Below are 15,346 nucleotides of genomic sequence, written 5' to 3'. Positions count from 1 at the left end.
TTTTATGATTTATTTAGATAATGCAGCTACAACTAAAATTGATCAGCAAGTAACTAAATCAATGTTACCTTTTATCAAAGCTCAATATGGAAATCCTAGTAGTAAACACTATACTCTAGCTAAAACTGCTGAAAAAGCTGTTGAAAATTCTAGAAAAAATTTATCCAAACTATTAAACTGTAAAACAGAAGAATTAGTTTTTGCTAGTGGAGCCTCAGAAAGTAATAATTTTATTATAAAAGGTATTTCAGATAGATGTAATGCTGACGGAAATCACATTATTACTTCTTCTATAGAACATAAATCAGTTATAGAATGTTGTAAATATCTCGAAGATAAGAATTATAAATTAACTTACTTACCTGCTAATGAAAATGGACAAGTAAATCCAGAAGATTTAAAAGAAGCAATCACAAAAGAAACTATATTAATATCTATAATGTGGGCCAACAATGAACTAGGAACTTTAAATAATATAAAAAAACTAGCATCAATTGCTGAACAAAATAATATTTTTTTCCATACTGATGCTACTCAAGTATTAGGTAAAATAGAAATAGATCTTCAAGAAATTCCAATTAACTTTTTATCTTGTTCAGCTCATAAAATTCACGGTCCAAAAGGAATTGGAGCTACCTTTATTAGATTAGATGATTTAGGGCTTAAACAAGAAATAACACCTCTTATCCATGGAGGAGAACAGGAAGAAGGACTTAGAGCTGGCACTCATAGTGTTCATAATATTGTTGGTTTTGGTAAAGCAGCTGAATTAGCAAATAAAAAAATGAAAGAATACGTTCCTAAAATTAAAAAATTAGAAACTTACTTGAAAAATGAATTGAAAAATAAATTATCTGATATCCAATTTAATGGTGATCAAGATAAAAAAATACCAGGTATTGTAAATATAACAATAACTGGTACTAATAATGAATTTATTATTAATAATCTAAAAAAAGAAATAGCTATTTCCACTGGTTCAGCCTGTTCTATAGGAGAACCTTCTCATGTTTTAAAATCTATTGGATTAAGCTCAAAAGAAATTTCTTCTAGCTATAGAATTTCTCTAAGTAAATTTAATACTCAAAAAGAGATTGAGAAATTTATTAAGATATTTGTAGATGAAATAAATAAATTGAAATTTTAAATAAATTAAAATAACCCTGCTTAACATTAAGCAGGGTTAAAATTAATATCTATTCTTTCTTAACTTAAGATGTTCAGTTTCCACTTCATCAAACCCTGTTATTATTTTAATAATTAAATAAGTGAAACAAGCTCCAATAAATACAAAAAATCATTTCTTCTTTACTTATTCTTGACTTTCTTCAACATAAATGATCCATTAAAAATCACCTCTCTCTTTTTTTAATCATCCTTTAAAAATTAATATTATATTTCTTGATTTAAATCTATAATATATTCATCATCATGCATAGATCGTTTAATGTATTTTCTATATTCTCTTTTTCCTCTCCAATTGGCTTTCTAATTTGATATCTTTTTCTTTCAACATCCTCATCTTTTTCATTATTAATCCCAATATTATTTATCCCTAGATCTAAAGTTATAGATATATCTGCAATTAAAGCTCTATTATTAATAGTTTGAGCAACACCATCCCTGCCAATAGGAGTAAGTTTGTAATTATAATGACTTTCTTTAGTATCTTCATCTTTTATATCTTCTTGAGATTCTGATCTAATATAAAGCATTTTTCGATCTGTATCAAAATCAATTTTTATATTATCACCCCTTTATTTTATAGATGCTACTCCATTAAGCCAGTCTTTAATGAAACCCTTCTGTGATTTATCCTCTTCAACTATCTTGATATATTTAAAACCTTGTAAAATATTAAGTAACTTAATTAACTCTTCTTTATGAGAGTAGTTATTAACTGCTTCTAAAGTAATCGGGCCAACTATCCCTCAACTACAATTTCACCTTCTCTAAGCAGATTACAGGCCCTCTTCAGGTGTCTATTAGCCATTTGAGGGCCAAAGTCAGCAGCCTGTTCTAAAACTTCAAGTGTTACTCTATCATCCTCAATTTGATTATACTTAAACTGATCCTTATGACATATCTCAGACATTTCAATTTTATTACTTAAACAGCTATCTTCACAACTCATAATCTCCTCTAAGATTTTATCAAATCTTTCTTCCATATTATCCCCCTTAATCTAGCCATTTTTCTTATCCTTAAGTTGCCTTAAAGACTTCTTTAAAAGTTAGGAATTGGTACTCCAACTTGTCCTAGATTTTCTAAAGCACTGATTCCTTCTTTTGAGATATAAAACCAGATAGCCATTAATCTAATCATACCTCCACTGCCTAATATCTGGTCTGCTAAATGAGCTACAGCTACTGTCAACAGCTACTGTCAAAAACATTCCTATCTTCTGAGCTACTCCTTTTTTGCCTATGGCACTATCAATTTCTTGGAGAACATAAGCTGACAGTAAGCCAGTTAGATAATCAACTACCACCATAGCTAATAAAATCTCTAAAGCCTGATCATAACCACCTAACCAATAAGAAAGAAAACCACCTGTCAGTCCAATGGCATAATGAAAGTATTCAACTATCTCCTCGAGCCAATTCAATTTAACCCTCCCATCCCAACGAATTGTCATACTAAAAACCAGCATCACAATTCTTGAAAACCAACGCCCAGTTCCAGTCATTACATTCCTTCCACTAGGCTAAAACCAATCCCCTCCCTAGCCAGCATAAAAACCATGCTGGCTATAAAGATAAAGGAATTACTACTTCTAATAAAAACTCTCTGCTCTATTTTGCAAGCCCATTGTATCCCTCATTCCCTTTCCCCCAAACCCCCTAAACCCTTTCCTTCAAGTCCTATAGGACTTTTCGTACTCAAAATCGTCACTCCCTTCCCAAACAGATCGGCAACCCCCCCCGCCGATCAAATAAGGATGCATTAAATTGGGGGACAGGGAAGATTGAGGGACACGATTTGAGATGATGAGAAATGACGCATCAGTTTCTCATCTATTCTCAGCTTGCTTACTGGGATTAAAACCATACAATATATAAAAAACACCTAGATTAGCTCTAGGTGTCTAAATAAGAAACTGTTCTATTTTTATCGTATCATATGCTCAGTAAGTTTATCTCCCATAGTTCTTTCAAAGTTGACCCGGTAATATATAATATTAATATTTTTAATCTTATGTTATATTCTGAAAGATCAAAACTGAAGTCTAATCTTTCCACACTAAAACTTTATTGTATATTTCTTATGATGCAATTTGAGGTTCCCCCATTAAATTAGACACATAGTTTAGTGGTTTTTCTCTCATTTTCGTATTTATCTGGACTTTTATAGTTTAAAGCTGAATGAATCCTAAATTTGTTATAAAAGATTACAATATATTCAAATATATCTTATCTTGCTTGGCATCTGTTTTGATAATTAGTTGTGAAACATGATAAGATTTAATCATACACTAAAAAAATTGTGCAACCAGATCTGGTTGCACAATTTAATTAAATTTAAAATAAAGTATCTATCGCTTTATCAATACCTTTACAAATTTTCTTACCTAATGACTTTCCTGCTTTATCTATTGGCGTATTAGGTAATTGTTTATCTATATTTTTAAAAACCTTGCCACCTTGCTTAACAACTTCTTTTGCTCCTTTTTCAACTAACTCGTTCTTCTTATCTCCCATCTATTCCCCTCCTATTACTTCTTATTTTTGGTAACTTCATCAGCATATTTTTTTATGTTTTTAGCTCCCTCTTTTCCAGTAACTACAGCAACCCCAGCAGCTACCAGACCAGTTACCACTTTAGCTGCACCTTTCAAAATATCCTTATTATCTGCCATTCAATATCCCTCCTTTACAAAATAATATATTCCACATATATTTATTATTATGGATTAATTGTAATTAACCTCCTTTTAATAATAAAAAATCATTATATACTAATTATTACATAATTTCTGAAAATCAAGTATTTTTCGAAATTAAGTTATTACTTTTTAAACCCTTCAGACCCATTATTAATTTCCTCCCTTAGTTATATTTTAAAATTTACTTTTATAATCATTAACTACAATAAATCACCAATACTCTCTTCTAATTTATCTAATGCTTGTTTTTTTACTCGATAGTACTGACTACTAGAATAAGGAAACAATCTACTATCATAAATTAAATTATCCCTTTCTATCTTGCCTTGTAGATACTTAGCCTTAATCAATGGCAACTCCTGTTCTTGATCTAAGGCATCCAATCCAGCCTCTATTATTCCAATCTTCCTTTCCAACTCTTCCTTCTCACAAGCCAACTCTTCCTCCAACTTCCCATCATACTCCAACTGAATCTCAAGAGCTTCTAATCTACTCTTAAACTGTCTATAACTAGATAAATATTCAATCAGCTTATCGTAGTCCCCCTCCCTAGAAAAGATCGCCTCTGGCGACTTTTAGTCATCAGTCATGTGTCAAAAATCAAACCCAAAAGACAAAACACCCTCGTTAACATAACAAGGGTGTAAAATAGATTAAATCTTCTCTTGATAATAAGCTAAGATTTTACCATCTAACTCTTCACTTAACTCAACAACTTCTCTATCAACTAAATCATCTCTTCTTGCTGCTTTATCTTTTAGCTGTTCCTTGAGCTCCTTAATCTCACTCTTTAGCTCTTCCACTTTACTACCTCACTTTCAGCTTCAGTTATAAATTATTAATCATCTGCTTAACAACTTGATCTCTCTTCTCTCCAGCTTTTCTTCTCCAGTTATATCCCTTCATCACAATTGACTGGCCACACATCTCCTGAATTCTATCTCTAACATCCTGACCTAACTTGTCTTGCAACCAGTCATAATTATACTTAGTAGTAATAATTAAAGTCTTATTCTCCTCATAAACCTCATCAATCAAGCGATAAATAATTCCTCTCTCAAACTCAGTAAAACTATCAGTCGGTCTCTTACCCCCAGTTAAATCATTTAAAGCAATTATCTTATTCTCTCCAATAGCTCCTAACATCTCATTAAGTCTGCCTTCACCTACTGCATCCTTCAAATCACTTAACAGCTCTCTGACATTGACCATTACCCCTAGATAATCATCATCAACACATAATTCATTGACTATACTAGCTTGGAGCTTAGTCTTGCCTTGACTTGGTGGACCTTGAATATATAAGCCCCAGTTATGATTAATAAACTTATCTATCTCTTTAACTAATACTTGGGCATGTTGATAGGCCTGCTTATGAGATACATCTTTAAACTGAAAATTATTTAATCGGCTCTTCTTAAATCTAGCCGGAATTTTAGCAGACCTAATCTTCTTCTTAACCTTCTTACTCTTATTACAGCTACACTCAACCATCTCTGACTGCCCTTCAGGTTGGTAAAAACCTCTATCTTTACAAATCTGACAGTCATACTCCTCTTCTTCAACTTGCTTAGTAGTCTGGGTATTCTGCTTCCAGTTCCTTCTGGCTCTTTCTACATGTAGTTGAAGTTTGTTCTTTCACCTTCCATCTTGACAGTCCCTCCTCTGCTTCTGTTCTCTATTATACTGCCTGTCTAACCCTTTGACATCTGCCATTGAACTAACTCCTGCTTTAATCCAGTTATTGATCAAACCCTTACCTTCCTTAGGATTCAGTCCAAAGCAGTATTGAAAGGGATCATCCTTATACCTAGCTCTCTTCATTCCTTCAATGACTACTTCAACAGTTAAGTCTTCAGCAACTTCAGTCAACTTTAATACTTGAGAAGGGTTAGGAGTTAATATCCTCCAGTACTCCTCAAAAGTTTCTCGAATTGTCCCTGGCTTATTGTGATTTCCATCTTAAAAAAAGAAATCCCTGAGGAGACGTTAGAGTTATTGGGTGAAGAAGAGTTAGAATTTCTTGTTGAATTATCTCAAGATGACCAACGACAGATACTATTAAGAGAAAGTAGAAAATTATCTGATGAAGACTTGGTTAAAATTATTAAGATCATTAGAACTTTCGCTGAAGAAGATGATGTACCTCCTGAATAATATTCTTTAAAGGATGGTTTTTAACGAGGTAATTGATAATAATCCAGCTGAAGTCATAGAAGCTCCATCACCAGATACTACTGGGATTAAAGCATTAACTCAAGAAGAAGTGAATAAATTACTCGATCAAGCAGATGATTGGGTCTATGATCTTATCTATATTGCAGTATTTACAGGAATGCGTAGAGGAGAATTATTAGCTGTACAATAAAATATTATAGTCAAAAAATTAAAAAAGCACCCTTTTTAAGGGTACAAAAAATAAAAATGGCACGGGAAGCAGGACTTGAACCCGCAACACCTGGATTTGGAGTCCAGTGCTCTGCCAATTGAGCTATTCCCGTACATTATAATATTCATATTTGTTAGTGGCTTGTCCTCACAAGACAATAACTATTATATATAATAGAAAATAAAATGTCAAGAAAAATTTATATAAATTAAATTGGTGGAGGTGGGCGGAGTCGAACCGCCGTCCCTATAGAATACCCTAGGAGGTTCTACGAGCATAGTCTCTGTTTTAACTTCGCAACTTTAGCTCCCACAGACAGGATCTAAAGCACTAGCTTGCAAAATTCCCTACTCTCCTACAAGCTTTAGAGGATAGGTAGTCTGCTAATATGACACTTATAGGCACTCACAGACAAAGCCCCTATAAGTGTAGCGGGTGCGTTACGCAGCCGCTAAAGCGTAATTATTATCGTTTGCAAATAAATTTAGAAATGCCATTAATGTTACGAGTTTAATAGCAATCTCGGCTCGCTGGCTCCCTCATACTCTATAGGTCGAGTCCCATATACACCCCCATGAATTTAATACCTACCTACTTGTCGATCCTTCATAGCCCGTTCCATTTCACGTTGGGCTGTCTTCTTCTTAATATCTTCACGTTTATCATGGAGATTCTTACCTTTAGCTAAAGCTAACTCAACCTTAACTAACTGTCTCTTAAAATAGAGTTTTAAAGGAACTAACGTATATCCACTCTGTTTAGTCTTTCCTATTAAATTTTTAATTTGATGTTTATGCAATAAAAGCTTTCTCTTTCTTTCTGGCTCATGGTTATAGCGATTTCCTTGCTTATAACGTGCAATATGCAGATTATGCAAGAAAACTTCTTCTTCTCTAACCAAAGCAAAACTATCTTTAAGACTTACCTTACCTTGCCGGATAGACTTAATCTCTGTTCCCTTAAGAGCAATTCCGGTTTCATAAGTCTCTTCAATATGATACTCATGTCTTACTTTACGGTTTTTAGCAATAACTTTCACTTGATCTCCCATTTTCTTCACCTCTGACTTCTACCTAAGGAGATTTTAGTCATCTCCTTATCATCAAGAGCACTTATTATTATAACAACTATATTTTATTTGTCAAGAATAATTTAGTAGTTTATATCAATAGTTATAGTCATGTGACTTGAGCTATGAGCCAAATCACAACCTTTTTATATAAAATCTTTTATTTTAAATTCTTATTTCTTTGGTTTTGAACTGGCTCACAACTCATAGCTCATAACTCATAACTATTAATCAGTAATTAACTCTAAATCAATTTCTCGATCAGCTAAATTGACCTGACTAAGTTCTACTTTAACTTCATCACCTAATCGATATATATTAGCGGTCCTTTCACCAATAAAGGCATGCTTGTCCTCATGATAGTGATAATAATCATCTAGCATTGTACTAACATGTACTAAACCTTCAATTCCATTATCTAGCTCAACAAAGAATCCAAAGGGCATAATACTACTAATAATACCTTCGTATTCTTCTCCAATCTTATCTTCCATATACTCTACCTTCTTTAAATCTTTAGATTCCATTTCAGCATCCATAGCCTTTCTCTCTTGAACAGAACAATGGTCTGCTATAGAAAATAGATTCTCTTCTAACTCTTCTCTTCGATCTGAAGATAAAACTCCATTATTAATTACCTCTTTAATAATTCTATGAATCATTAAATCAGGATATCTTCTAATTGGAGAAGTAAAATGGGAATAACAGTCTGAAGCCAATCCAAAGTGACCTACATTTTGAGGATGATAATGGGCCTGTTGCATTGTTCTTAGTAATACTGTATTAACTACCCTCTCTTCTGGCTCTCCAGCTACCTTATTCAGTACTGTCTGTAAAGCTTTAGGATGAATATCTTCTTTTAACCCTTTAATATGATAACCTAGATTATGAAGAAACTGATTTAAATCTGTTAAGTCTTCTAAACTAGGCTGTTCATGAACTCGGTAAATAAAAGGAACTTCCCTATAATACATTGCTTCAGCAACTACCTCATTAGTCCTAATCATAAAGTCTTCAATTAACTTTTCAGATACTCCTCTTTCTACTTTTACAATATCAATCGGACTACCTTCATCATCTAGAACTATATTGATCTCTGAAAAATCAAAATCAACACTACCTTTATCCTGTCTATTATCTCTCAAGATAGCAGCTAAATCTTCCATCATTCTTAAATCATCTATTACATCATCATATTGAGAAATTAGTTCTTCATCATTATCCATTAGCATTTGATTAACTTTGTTATAAGTCAATCTATGATTAACTTCAATTATACTCTCAGTAATTTCATAATCCAGCAATTCTCCACTACCTAAATCAAAATCCATTAATACTGTCATAGCTAGTCTATCTTCATTAGACCGTAAACTACATAAATTATTAGACAGTTTCTCTGGTAGCATAGGAATAACTCTATCTACTAAATAAATACTTGTTCCTCTCTTACTAGCTTCCTTATCTAAAACAGATCCTTCTTCAACATAATAGGTTACATCAGCAATATGAACTCCTAATCGAACCTGATTATCTCCTAGGTCAACAATTGATACTGCATCATCAAAATCTTTAGCATCATCACCATCTATAGTCACCATCATTAAATCTCTTAAATCTTTTCTCCGCTCTGCTTCTTCTTCAGGGATCTCTTCTGACAATTCAGCTACCATTTCTTGCACTTCTGATGGAAACTCTTCTGGTAATTCTAACTTACGAATAATAGCTTCAATATCAACACCAGGATCGTCTTGATGGCCTAAAATCTCTACTATCTGTCCTTCAGGATTTCTACTTTTGTCTGGCCAACGAGTAATTTCAACTACTACTTTTTGACCTTCTTGGGCTTCTTTACTCTCTTTTTTAGGCACAAAAATATCATGGCTAATCCTAGAATCATCTGGTACTACAAAACCAAAGTTCTTACTATCTTCATATGTACCAACTATCTTCTTATTGGCCCGTTCTAAGACTTTAATTACTTCTCCAGATAATCGCTTACCACTTTGCTTACCAATTATTCTGACTACTACTCTATCATTATGCATAGCACCATTTAGATCTTTAAAACTGATATAAACATCTTCTTGAGCCGGATTATCAGGAATTAAGAAACCAAAACCTTTAGCGTGTCCTTGTATACGACCTACTACTAAATTCATTCGTTCTGGAACACCATAACGATCTTTACGATTCTTAATAATAGAACCTTCAGCTTCCATCTCAGATAGGACACTTAAAAACATATCCTTTTCCTCTTTAGGAATCTCAAATACCTGTAGTAACTCTTCTGCTGTCATAGGCTTATAAGCCTGTTCACGCATAAAGTTTAAAATAGAACTCTTTACACTCATATTTTCCCTCCGTTATTACATGATTTATTATTTATTATTCTCATAATCTAGAGTCTATATACCCTTATAAAAAACAAAACTCTCAGTCAGATAAGAATCCAACCAAGAGTCTTATGAAATCAAAGTAATATAATTACTTATACAGCTGCAACTACTAATGATAATATCATGAATAAAACAGCTGCAGCAGTAGTCACTTTACTTAAAACTTGATCTAAGGCCTTACCTTGGTCTCCAAATAAAGAACCAGTTGCTCCTCCTCCATCAAGACCACCTAATCCTGCACTTTTACCAGACTGTAATAATACAGAAACAATTAGGGTAATAGACACAATGATTAATAGTATCTTAAGAAAAAATGCCACTTGTATTACCTCCTCGTTAAAATACCAATAAATATTTTAACACAATTGGAGTAAAAAAGCAATCGATAATTGACAATAGTCAATTATCAATTAAATCCTAAAATCAAAACATTACCAACTATTAATATATAATTATATAGTTTTAACTCTAATTATAAACTATACACATTATAAAATAATAATAGGGCAGGTTTCCCTGCCCTTAAAAGTGATCTATTATAAGTTATAGAAATTAGCTAAACCATTATATTGACCTGTCTCAGCTAACTTCTCTTCAATTCTTAATAACTGATTATACTTTGCCATTCTATCAGAACGAGAAGCAGAACCAGTTTTAATCTGACCAGCATTAGTAGCAACAACAAGATCAGAAATTGTATCATCAGCAGTTTCACCAGAACGATGAGATACAACGGCAGTCATATTATTTCTTTTAGCTAATTCAATAGCATCAAGAGTTTCAGTAATAGTACCAATCTGGTTTACTTTGATTAAGATAGAATTAGCAGCACCCATTTCAATTCCTTTAGCAAGGAATTCCGTGTTAGTTACGAATAAGTCATCACCAACGATTTGGATTTTATCTCCTAATTCTTCAGTCAATTTCACCCAACCATCCCAATCGTCTTCATCTAATCCATCTTCAATAGACTGAATTGGATATTTCTCAACTAGATCAGCATAGAATTCAACCATCTCTTCACTAGTTCTTACTGCTCCTTCTCGCTTGAAGTTATACTTTCCATCTTCATAGAATTCACTAGCAGCTGCATCTAAAGCAAGTACAATATCATCACCAGGAGCATAACCAGCTTGTTCAATTGCTTCGATGATTATTTCAATAGCTCCCTCAGTACCATCAATATCACGAGGAGCAAAACCACCTTCGTTACCTACTGCAGTTACATCTCCTTTTTCAGCTAAGATATTTTGTAGAGCATGGAAGATTTCAGAACCAGCTTGTAAAGCTCGACTATAATTATCGAAACCAACTGGCATAATCATAAATTCCTGAATATCTACAGCAGAGTCAGCATGCTCTCCACCATTTAAGATATTCATCATTGGAACTGGTAATTCTTTAGAGTTAACTCCACCTAAATACTGATATAATGGCAGACCTAACTGATTAGCAGCTGCTTTAGCTACTGCCATAGAAACACCTAAAATAGCATTAGCTCCAAAGTTTTCTTTTCTTTCTGTTCCATCTAACTCAATCATTAAATTATCAATATCAACTTGACGATTAGCAAGCATACCAATAATTTCAGGTGCAATATCTTGATTTACATGTGTAACAGCTTCTTGAACACCTTTTCCATTATAACGATCTTCACCATCTCTTAGTTCTAAAGCTTCATTTTCACCAGTAGAAGCTCCAGAAGGAACAGCAGCTCGTCCCATTGCACCTCCTGCTAAGTAAACATCAGCTTCGACTGTAGGATTACCTCTTGAATCAAGAATTTCTCTAGCAACTACATCAACAATTTCTAACATATTTTTCCCTCCTAGTTTTATTTAATTAATAATTAAGAATTAATAAATAATAAATCTCTTTATTATCTATTCTTTGTTATTTATTCTTTCCAATAAGCTGTTCACCAGTCATTTCTTCAGGCACATCAATGCCTAATAAGTTTAACATAGTTGGTGCAAAATCAGCTAATTTTCCATCTTCAATTAATTGAGCATCTTTGGCTTGGTCATTAATATATACAAATGGTACTGGATTAGTTGTATGAGCTGTAAATGGTTCTTCAGTCTCATAATCCATCATTTGTTCACCATTACCATGGTCTGCAGTCAATAAAACTGCTCCACCTTGCTCTGTAATAGCATCAATTACCCGACCTAAACACTCATCAACAGACTCAATTGCTTCTTGTACAGCTTCAAAATCTCCAGTATGACCTACCATATCTGTATTAGCATAATTAAGAATGATTACATCATGGTCTTCTTCATCTATCTTATCTACTAATCTATTAGTTACTTCATAAGCACTCATTTCTGGTTTCTGCTCATAAGTAGCAACATCTGGAGAAGAAATTAACTCTCTGTCCTCTCCTTGATACTCTTTCTCTTTCCCTCCATTAAAGAAGAAAGTTACATGAGCATACTTTTCTGTCTCAGCAATCTTAAGTTGCTTAAGACCATTATCAGATAATACCTCTGATAATGTATTTTTAATTTCAGCTGGTGGGAAAGCTACAGGAGCATCAATTGTTTCATCATACTCAGTCATACAAACCATATGCACATTAGGATAACCTTCTTGTCTTTCAAATCCTTTTAAGGTAACATCATTTAAAGCACGAGTTAACTGCCGAGCTCGATCTGCTCTAAAGTTAAAGAAGACAGCTGAATCATCTTCTTCTACTTTGGCAACTGGATCTCCAGCTTCATCTACAACAACTGTAGGAAGAACAAACTCATCTGTAGTATCCTCAGCATAAGAAGACTTTACTGCTTCCAAAGCTGACTCTGCCTTATTACCTTGACTAAAGCACATAGCATTATACGCTTTTTCTGTTCTTTCCCAATTATTATCACGATCCATATAATAATAACGCCCACCAATTGTAGCTATTTCTCCTACTCCAATTTGGGCCAACTTTTCTTCTAACTCTTGTACATATTTTTCTGCACTAGATGGAGGAGTATCCCGACCATCTAAAATAGCATGAACATAAACATCATCAAGACCTTCTTCCTTAGCAACCTCTAATAAGCCATATAAATGTTTATTATGACTATGAACTCCACCATCAGAAAGCAATCCTAACAGATGCAAAGCAGAATTATTCTCCTTTGCATTCTTAATTGCTCCCTTTATAGCTTCATTATCATTTAATTTATCTTCTTCAATAGCAAGATTGATACGAGTAAAATCTTGATAAACAATTCTTCCTGACCCTAAATTCAGATGACCTACTTCAGAGTTACCCATCTGTCCTTCTGGTAAACCAACTTCCTTTCCAGAAGCCTGAATAGTTGTACTAGGGTATTCATTCCATAGTTTATCAAAGTTTGGCGTATTTGCAGCTTTAACACCATTCATTTCTTCCTTTGAATTACAACCAAATCCATCTAATATAATTAATGCTAACGGTTTTGGTGCTGCCATGTTTATCACCTCTCTATACTATTTAAACTTTACTATTTTAGAGAATGACTCTGCTTCTAAGCTAGCACTTCCTACTAAAGCACCATCAATATTTGGCTGAGCCATAATCTCTTCTACATTCCATGGCTTAACACTGCCACCATACTGAATTCGAATTGCTTCAGCAGTCTCTTCATCATACATTTCTGCAACTGTTTCTCTAATAAATTTAACTATCTCTTCAGCTTGCTCTGGAGTAGCACTTTCTCCAGTACCAATAGCCCATAGTGGCTCATAAGCAAGTACCATCTCTTTAACATCATCTGCTTCAATACCAGATAAATCAGCTTCTAATTGAAACTTAACTCGAGCGAAATGCTGACCTGCTTCTCTTTCTTCTAGCTTTTCACCAATACATAAAATAGGCTTAATATCATTAGCAAAAGCAGTCTTTAACTTTAAATTAAGTAATTCATCATCTTCACCAAAGATCTCTCTTCGTTCAGAATGACCAATAATTGCATATTCACATCCAACAGATTTAATCATATCTGGAGAAAGTTCACCAGTATAAGCACCACTCTCTTTATAATACATATTTTCTGATCCAAGCTTAACATTTGAATCAGCTAATACTTCATTTAGTGGATATAAATCAACTGCTGGAGCACAAATACCTGCTTCTACATCATCAACATCAGCAACTAATTCTTTAAATTCTTTAGCCATTTCTACAGCTTCATCAACTGTCTTATGCATCTTCCAATTAGCACACATAAAAGGCTTACGCATAATTTATCCTCCTTATTAATTCACAATTTATTAAAGTTTGAGACTAATATCAAGATTATGTATTCAATATCTAAAGGCCTACAGTGCACAGCTTATTAAATTCAACTGTACACTGTATACATATATACTACTTGTTATCTAGTGCCTCTACGGCTTGTAATGGCTTACCTTCAAAGAATTGTAAAGAAGCTCCACCACCAGTAGAAATATGAGTCATTTCATTTTCAAGTCCAGCTTTCTTAACAGCAGCTGCAGAATCTCCACCACCAATAATAGTCATTGCATCAAGGTTAGCTAATACATCAGCTACTTTATTAGTTCCTTGAGCAAAGGCATCCATTTCAAAGACACCCATTGGTCCATTCCAAACTACTGTCTTAGCATCATTAAGAACAGCTGTAAATTCTTCTATAGTCTTAGGGCCAATATCTAGAGCTTGCCAGCCCTCTTCAATCTCATCAACAGCTACAACTTTATTATCAGCATCAGCAGCAAAGTCATCAGCAATAACTAAATCAACTGGTAATACTAGATCGACTCCTTTAGCTTCAGCTTTTTCAATTAATTCACCAGCTAAATCAATCTTATCCTCTTCAAGTAAAGAGTCACCAGTCTCATATCCTTGAGCAGCAATAAAGGTATTGGCCATTCCACCACCAATTAATAAAGCATCTACTTTTTCAATTAGAGATTCAATAACTCCAATCTTATCAGATACCTTAGCACCACCAATAATTGCTACATAAGGATGCTCTGGATTATAAACTGCTTGACCCATAGTTTCTAATTCATTTTGAATTAAGAAACCAGCAACAGCTTCATCTACATAGTCAGCTACTCCTGCTGTAGAAGCATGAGCTCTATGAGTTGCACCAAATGCATCATTAACATATACATCAGCAAACTCAGCTAACTGTTTAGAGAACTCTTCGCCATTCTGCTTTTCGCCAGGATTGAATCGCGTATTCTCTAATAATACAACGTCACCTGACTCCATATTAGCAACTGCTTTCTTAGCATCTTCACCAACAGTATCATCAACTTTAGTAACTTGCTTATCTAATCTATTAGATAAAGCTTGAGCTACAGGATCTAAACGTAGATCTTCCTTAACTTCTCCACCTGGACGACCAAAGTGGGCCATTAAGATAACTTTAGCATCATGCTTAAGTAGATACTTGATTGTAGGTAAAGCAGCTTCAATTCTTGTCTCGTCAGTTACATTACCTTCATCATCAACAGGTACATTAAAATCAACTCTAACTAACACCTGCTTATCATCTACATTAACATCTTTTAGAACTTTTTTATCCATTAGTTTCACCTCCGAGTTTTTTAAATAATAAGGCAGGGCCAACAATTACTGATGACCCCACCTCTAAAAGTTA

Annotated in this window: 21 protein-coding genes, 1 tRNA gene, 1 other RNA gene and 1 pseudogene; 3 read left to right on the top strand and 21 right to left on the bottom strand. The window is 33.7% G+C overall.

The features are described from left to right. The first annotated feature begins 4 nt into the window (after nt 1–4). Nucleotides 5–1,147, top strand: a complete 1,143-nt coding sequence (locus tag ACYQ39_RS10645; RefSeq protein WP_459842875.1) for a cysteine desulfurase family protein — start codon at nt 5–7, stop codon at nt 1,145–1,147. A gap of 265 nt (nt 1,148–1,412) precedes the next feature. Here ACYQ39_RS10645 and ACYQ39_RS10640 read toward each other — a convergent pair whose 3' ends face one another. The 12 genes and pseudogenes from ACYQ39_RS10640 to ACYQ39_RS10585 form a co-directional block, all read right to left on the bottom strand. Continuing rightward, a complete protein-coding gene (locus ACYQ39_RS10640; protein ID WP_459842873.1) occupies nt 1,413–1,715 on the bottom strand; it encodes a hypothetical protein in 303 nt (100 codons plus the stop codon). Between the two features lie 42 nt (nt 1,716–1,757). Further along, entirely contained in the window at nt 1,758–1,871 is a 114-nt protein-coding gene (locus ACYQ39_RS10635) for a hypothetical protein (RefSeq protein ID WP_459844345.1), read from the bottom strand. A 53-nt stretch (nt 1,872–1,924) separates the two neighbouring features. After that, the gene (locus ACYQ39_RS10630) at nt 1,925–2,170 is read right to left on the bottom strand and encodes a hypothetical protein (RefSeq protein ID WP_459842871.1); all 246 of its coding nucleotides are present in this window, start codon (nt 2,168–2,170) and stop codon (nt 1,925–1,927) included. 56 nt (nt 2,171–2,226) lie between these two features. Continuing rightward, a complete protein-coding gene (locus ACYQ39_RS10625; protein ID WP_459842869.1) occupies nt 2,227–2,325 on the bottom strand; it encodes a phage holin family protein in 99 nt (32 codons plus the stop codon). Continuing rightward, complete coding sequence (locus tag ACYQ39_RS10620) at nt 2,318–2,608, bottom strand: phage holin family protein (protein ID WP_459842867.1); 291 nt, start codon at nt 2,606–2,608, stop codon at nt 2,318–2,320. Before ACYQ39_RS10620 ends, ACYQ39_RS10625 begins: the two co-directional genes overlap by 8 nt. A gap of 688 nt (nt 2,609–3,296) precedes the next feature. Further along, nucleotides 3,297–3,452, bottom strand: a pseudogene (locus ACYQ39_RS10615) (IS3 family transposase); the annotation flags it as partial. 69 nt (nt 3,453–3,521) lie between these two features. Then, entirely contained in the window at nt 3,522–3,701 is a 180-nt protein-coding gene (locus tag ACYQ39_RS10610; RefSeq protein ID WP_459842865.1) for a hypothetical protein, read from the bottom strand. Nucleotides 3,702–3,715: 14 nt separating this feature from the next. Beyond that, complete coding sequence (locus ACYQ39_RS10605) at nt 3,716–3,859, bottom strand: hypothetical protein (protein ID WP_459842863.1); 144 nt, start codon at nt 3,857–3,859, stop codon at nt 3,716–3,718. A gap of 227 nt (nt 3,860–4,086) precedes the next feature. Further along, the gene (locus tag ACYQ39_RS10600; RefSeq protein ID WP_459842862.1) at nt 4,087–4,323 is read right to left on the bottom strand and encodes a hypothetical protein; all 237 of its coding nucleotides are present in this window, start codon (nt 4,321–4,323) and stop codon (nt 4,087–4,089) included. 216 nt (nt 4,324–4,539) lie between these two features. After that, nucleotides 4,540–4,689: a Spo0E family sporulation regulatory protein-aspartic acid phosphatase gene (locus ACYQ39_RS10595; RefSeq protein ID WP_459842860.1), complete on the bottom strand. Its 150-nt coding sequence runs from the start codon at nt 4,687–4,689 to the stop codon at nt 4,540–4,542. Nucleotides 4,690–4,714: 25 nt separating this feature from the next. Then, entirely contained in the window at nt 4,715–5,380 is a 666-nt protein-coding gene (locus tag ACYQ39_RS10590) for an ATP-binding protein (protein WP_459842858.1), read from the bottom strand. Nucleotides 5,381–5,524: 144 nt separating this feature from the next. Further along, nucleotides 5,525–5,758, bottom strand: a complete 234-nt coding sequence (locus ACYQ39_RS10585) for a hypothetical protein (protein WP_459842856.1) — start codon at nt 5,756–5,758, stop codon at nt 5,525–5,527. 126 nt (nt 5,759–5,884) lie between these two features. Between ACYQ39_RS10585 and ACYQ39_RS10580 the strand changes: the two genes are divergently transcribed. Both ACYQ39_RS10580 and ACYQ39_RS10575 read left to right on the top strand, forming a co-directional pair. After that, entirely contained in the window at nt 5,885–6,043 is a 159-nt protein-coding gene (locus tag ACYQ39_RS10580; RefSeq protein ID WP_459842854.1) for a hypothetical protein, read from the top strand. Nucleotides 6,044–6,056: 13 nt separating this feature from the next. Continuing rightward, entirely contained in the window at nt 6,057–6,254 is a 198-nt protein-coding gene (locus tag ACYQ39_RS10575) for a hypothetical protein (RefSeq protein WP_459842852.1), read from the top strand. Nucleotides 6,255–6,311: 57 nt separating this feature from the next. Here the strand turns inward: ACYQ39_RS10575 and ACYQ39_RS10570 are convergent. The 9 genes from ACYQ39_RS10570 to ACYQ39_RS10530 form a co-directional block, all read right to left on the bottom strand. Continuing rightward, nucleotides 6,312–6,387, bottom strand: a tRNA-Trp gene (locus ACYQ39_RS10570). 102 nt (nt 6,388–6,489) lie between these two features. Further along, nucleotides 6,490–6,849, bottom strand: a transfer-messenger RNA (tmRNA) gene (gene ssrA / locus ACYQ39_RS10565). A gap of 6 nt (nt 6,850–6,855) precedes the next feature. Beyond that, nucleotides 6,856–7,326, bottom strand: coding sequence for an SsrA-binding protein SmpB (gene smpB / locus ACYQ39_RS10560; RefSeq protein ID WP_459842850.1), 471 nt, complete (start codon nt 7,324–7,326; stop codon nt 6,856–6,858). Nucleotides 7,327–7,571: 245 nt separating this feature from the next. Then, complete coding sequence (rnr, locus tag ACYQ39_RS10555; RefSeq protein ID WP_459842848.1) at nt 7,572–9,695, bottom strand: ribonuclease R; 2,124 nt, start codon at nt 9,693–9,695, stop codon at nt 7,572–7,574. A 137-nt stretch (nt 9,696–9,832) separates the two neighbouring features. Further along, the gene (gene secG, locus ACYQ39_RS10550) at nt 9,833–10,060 is read right to left on the bottom strand and encodes a preprotein translocase subunit SecG (protein WP_459842846.1); all 228 of its coding nucleotides are present in this window, start codon (nt 10,058–10,060) and stop codon (nt 9,833–9,835) included. A 216-nt stretch (nt 10,061–10,276) separates the two neighbouring features. Continuing rightward, nucleotides 10,277–11,557 carry a phosphopyruvate hydratase gene (gene eno, locus ACYQ39_RS10545; RefSeq protein ID WP_459842844.1) on the bottom strand — a complete coding sequence of 427 codons (1,281 nt, stop codon included), beginning with the start codon at nt 11,555–11,557 and terminating at the stop codon, nt 10,277–10,279. A 76-nt stretch (nt 11,558–11,633) separates the two neighbouring features. Further along, nucleotides 11,634–13,187, bottom strand: a complete 1,554-nt coding sequence (gene gpmI / locus ACYQ39_RS10540) for a 2,3-bisphosphoglycerate-independent phosphoglycerate mutase (protein WP_459842842.1) — start codon at nt 13,185–13,187, stop codon at nt 11,634–11,636. Nucleotides 13,188–13,205: 18 nt separating this feature from the next. After that, nucleotides 13,206–13,958: a triose-phosphate isomerase gene (gene tpiA, locus ACYQ39_RS10535; RefSeq protein WP_459842840.1), complete on the bottom strand. Its 753-nt coding sequence runs from the start codon at nt 13,956–13,958 to the stop codon at nt 13,206–13,208. A 127-nt stretch (nt 13,959–14,085) separates the two neighbouring features. Continuing rightward, nucleotides 14,086–15,273, bottom strand: coding sequence for a phosphoglycerate kinase (locus ACYQ39_RS10530; RefSeq protein ID WP_459842838.1), 1,188 nt, complete (start codon nt 15,271–15,273; stop codon nt 14,086–14,088). Nucleotides 15,274–15,346 lie beyond the last annotated feature (73 nt).

The sequence above is a fragment of the Halanaerocella petrolearia genome (genome assembly GCF_054657875.1).
This window is presented reverse-complemented; position numbering and strand designations above follow the sequence as displayed.

Bases quoted from the DNA above. Each gene is read 5' to 3' on its own strand.
- ACYQ39_RS10645 (WP_459842875.1), top strand. From the start codon at position 5: ATGATTTATTTAGATAATGCAGCTACAACTAAAATTGATCAGCAAGTA.
- ACYQ39_RS10640 (WP_459842873.1), bottom strand. From the start codon at position 1,715: ATGCTTTATATTAGATCAGAATCTCAAGAAGATATAAAAGATGAAGAT.
- ACYQ39_RS10630 (WP_459842871.1), bottom strand. From the start codon at position 2,170: ATGGAAGAAAGATTTGATAAAATCTTAGAGGAGATTATGAGTTGTGAA.
- ACYQ39_RS10625 (WP_459842869.1), bottom strand. From the start codon at position 2,325: ATGATTAGATTAATGGCTATCTGGTTTTATATCTCAAAAGAAGGAATC.
- ACYQ39_RS10610 (WP_459842865.1), bottom strand. From the start codon at position 3,701: ATGGGAGATAAGAAGAACGAGTTAGTTGAAAAAGGAGCAAAAGAAGTT.
- ACYQ39_RS10605 (WP_459842863.1), bottom strand. From the start codon at position 3,859: ATGGCAGATAATAAGGATATTTTGAAAGGTGCAGCTAAAGTGGTAACT.
- ACYQ39_RS10590 (WP_459842858.1), bottom strand. From the start codon at position 5,380: ATGGTTGAGTGTAGCTGTAATAAGAGTAAGAAGGTTAAGAAGAAGATT.
- ACYQ39_RS10575 (WP_459842852.1), top strand. From the start codon at position 6,057: ATGGTTTTTAACGAGGTAATTGATAATAATCCAGCTGAAGTCATAGAA.
- smpB (WP_459842850.1), bottom strand. From the start codon at position 7,326: ATGGGAGATCAAGTGAAAGTTATTGCTAAAAACCGTAAAGTAAGACAT.
- rnr (WP_459842848.1), bottom strand. From the start codon at position 9,695: ATGAGTGTAAAGAGTTCTATTTTAAACTTTATGCGTGAACAGGCTTAT.
- eno (WP_459842844.1), bottom strand. From the start codon at position 11,557: ATGTTAGAAATTGTTGATGTAGTTGCTAGAGAAATTCTTGATTCAAGA.
- gpmI (WP_459842842.1), bottom strand. From the start codon at position 13,187: ATGGCAGCACCAAAACCGTTAGCATTAATTATATTAGATGGATTTGGT.
- tpiA (WP_459842840.1), bottom strand. From the start codon at position 13,958: ATGCGTAAGCCTTTTATGTGTGCTAATTGGAAGATGCATAAGACAGTT.
- ACYQ39_RS10530 (WP_459842838.1), bottom strand. From the start codon at position 15,273: ATGGATAAAAAAGTTCTAAAAGATGTTAATGTAGATGATAAGCAGGTG.